The 2,173-nt window shown below is 66.2% G+C and carries 3 protein-coding genes and 1 pseudogene; all 4 read right to left on the bottom strand.

Annotated features, from left to right (window positions below):
* Positions 1–24 precede the first annotated feature (24 nt).
* A complete protein-coding gene (locus tag EN991_RS33530; protein ID WP_013528709.1) occupies positions 25–210 on the bottom strand; it encodes a hypothetical protein in 186 nt (61 codons plus the stop codon).
* A 31-nt stretch (positions 211–241) separates the two neighbouring features.
* Entirely contained in the window at positions 242–1,102 is an 861-nt protein-coding gene (locus EN991_RS33525; protein WP_013528708.1) for an ABC transporter permease subunit, read from the bottom strand.
* Positions 1,099–1,890, bottom strand: a complete 792-nt coding sequence (locus EN991_RS33520) for a taurine ABC transporter ATP-binding protein (RefSeq protein ID WP_127370340.1) — start codon at positions 1,888–1,890, stop codon at positions 1,099–1,101. The genes EN991_RS33525 and EN991_RS33520 overlap by 4 nt, the downstream gene beginning before the upstream one ends.
* Positions 1,891–2,049: 159 nt before the next feature.
* A pseudogene (tauA, locus tag EN991_RS41340) lies at positions 2,050–2,173 on the bottom strand (taurine ABC transporter substrate-binding protein); the annotation flags it as partial.

Below are 2,173 nucleotides of genomic sequence, written 5' to 3'. Positions count from 1 at the left end.
GGCTAGTGCCAATCGCCAATCCCCTCACTGCGACCAGTACTGCCAGGCCCAGTAAAAACTCTCGTCGCGTGGCGGCAGGCGGTCGCGCTCGGCGTCCCAGCGGACCGGCGTTGGCGATTTCGGTTGCTGTTCAAGCGGCTGGCTTTCCCTGGTCCAGGCGAGAAGCCAATTGCCGGCTTGGGCGAACAGCACGGCGGTGGAATGGGTCATCGGCATTCTCTCCTGCTCTTCTGGTTCCCAATCATTCGCGTCCCGCCCACGGGACGAGCACGCGCTCGATCCTGCGGAGGGTGAATTCCAGCACGAAGGCAATGGCCGCGATCACCAATATGCCCATCACCACCACGTCGGTGACGAGGAACTGGGCGGCCGACTGGATCATGAAACCAAGCCCGCGCGTCGCCGCCACCAGTTCGGCGGCGACCAGCGTCGACCAGCCGGCGCCGAGCGCGATGCGCAGGCCGGTCAGGATCGCCGGCAGTGCGCTCGGCAGGATGACATGGCGGACCACTTGGCGCTGAGTAGCACCCAGTGAGCGCGCCGCATTGATGCGTTCCTGCGAAACGCCGCGAACGCCGGACGCGGTCGACAATGCCACCGGCGCCAGCATGGAAATAGTGATCACCAGGATCTTCGACGGTTCGCCGATGCCGAACCAGATGACGACCAGCGGCAGGTAGGCGAGCGGCGGGATCGGCCGCAGGAACTCAAGCAGCGGATCGAAGATGCCGCGCCCGATCGTGCTGATGCCGATGGCGAGCCCAACCGGCACGCCGACGAGGATGGCGGCGACCAGCGCGGCGAAAACCCGGCCCAGGCTGGCGATCGCATGCTGCAGCAGCGTCGCATCGACGAAGCCGTCGCGGGCGACGGTGATGAACTTGTTCCACACCGCAACCGGCGAGGGCAGGAACACTGGCGACACCAGTTGCAGGCGGGCCGACAGCGCCCACAGCGCCAGCACCACCAGGATGGTCATCACGCTGACCGCGCGCGCGGAAACGCCTTTGCGTTTCGGGCTGGACCGCGACCACGGCACCGACAGGCCGTCGGCCTCGTCGACCTTGTGTCCCGGCCGCTCGGTGTAGGAGGTAACGGTCATGCCGCCTCTCCTTCGAAGATCGCGTCGGTTAGTTCGCCGCGCGCCGCGGCGAAGGCCGGGTCGGCCTTGATGGTGCGGACGGCCTCGCCCGATGCGTAGCGCCTGGAGAAGCCGGGTTCGAAAGTTTGCACCACGCGGCCCGGGCCAGGCGCCAGCACGACGATGCGGGTGGCCAGCACCAGCGCCTCCTCGATGCCATGCGTCACCATCAGCACGCCGACATCGCTTGCCGTCCACAGATCGAGCAGCGTCGTCTGCATGCGCTCGCGCGTCAGCGCATCGAGCGCGCCGAGCGGTTCGTCGAGCAGCAGGAATTCGGGTTCGGCGGCGAGCGCCCGAGCCAGGCCGACACGCTGGCGCATACCGCCGGAAAGCTCCCAGATGCACTTGTCGCCGGCGTCGGCGAGCTTCACCAGCGCCAGCAGCTCATCGGCGCGCCGCGCCCGCTCGGCCGGAGCGACACCGCGCAGCCTGAGCGCGAAGGCAACGTTTTCGCGCGCCGTCAGCCATGGGAACAAAGCATCGTTCTGGAACACCACCGCCCGGTCCGAGCCAGGTGCTGTGATCGGCTTGCCGTTGATTGAAGCCGTACCGCGCGCCGGCGCGATAAGGCCGGCGGCGACGTTGAGCAGCGAGGTCTTGCCGCAGCCGGAACGGCCGACCAGCACGACGAAATCGCCCTTGGCGACATCGATCGACACCCGCTCGACGGCAGGCGCTGCCTGGCCGTCATAGTGGATCGAGACCTTGTCCAGTACGAGATGGGGGTCGAGCACGAGATGCGGCATGGATGCCTCGCGGTTCGTTGAAATCCGACTGCCCCGGCCCTCGTCAGCGGTTCCGGGGCAGTCAGCACGCGGCGTTAGGGAAAAAGATCCGCGCGCGTTCAGAGCAATTCCAGGAAAAGTGTGAAGCGGTTTTCCGTCCGGAATTGCGTTAAGCGAGTACTAGTTCGAGGCGAGCGCCTCGGTGACGTATTTCGACGATACGTATTTCGAATAGTCGGGAAGCACGGCGTCGATCTTGCCTTGCTCCTTGAGGAAGGTGGATGTCGCTTCGACCGCCTTGACC

It is taken from the genome of Mesorhizobium sp. M7A.F.Ca.US.005.03.2.1 (assembly GCF_003997795.1).
GTDB lineage: Bacteria > Pseudomonadota > Alphaproteobacteria > Rhizobiales > Rhizobiaceae > Mesorhizobium > Mesorhizobium ciceri.
Note: the sequence above shows the minus strand (reverse complement) of the source record. Positions and strands in the feature narration are given on the sequence as shown.

Bases quoted from the DNA above. Each gene is read 5' to 3' on its own strand.
- EN991_RS33530 (WP_013528709.1), bottom strand. From the start codon at position 210: ATGACCCATTCCACCGCCGTGCTGTTCGCCCAAGCCGGCAATTGGCTT.
- EN991_RS33525 (WP_013528708.1), bottom strand. From the start codon at position 1,102: ATGACCGTTACCTCCTACACCGAGCGGCCGGGACACAAGGTCGACGAG.
- EN991_RS33520 (WP_127370340.1), bottom strand. From the start codon at position 1,890: ATGCCGCATCTCGTGCTCGACCCCCATCTCGTACTGGACAAGGTCTCG.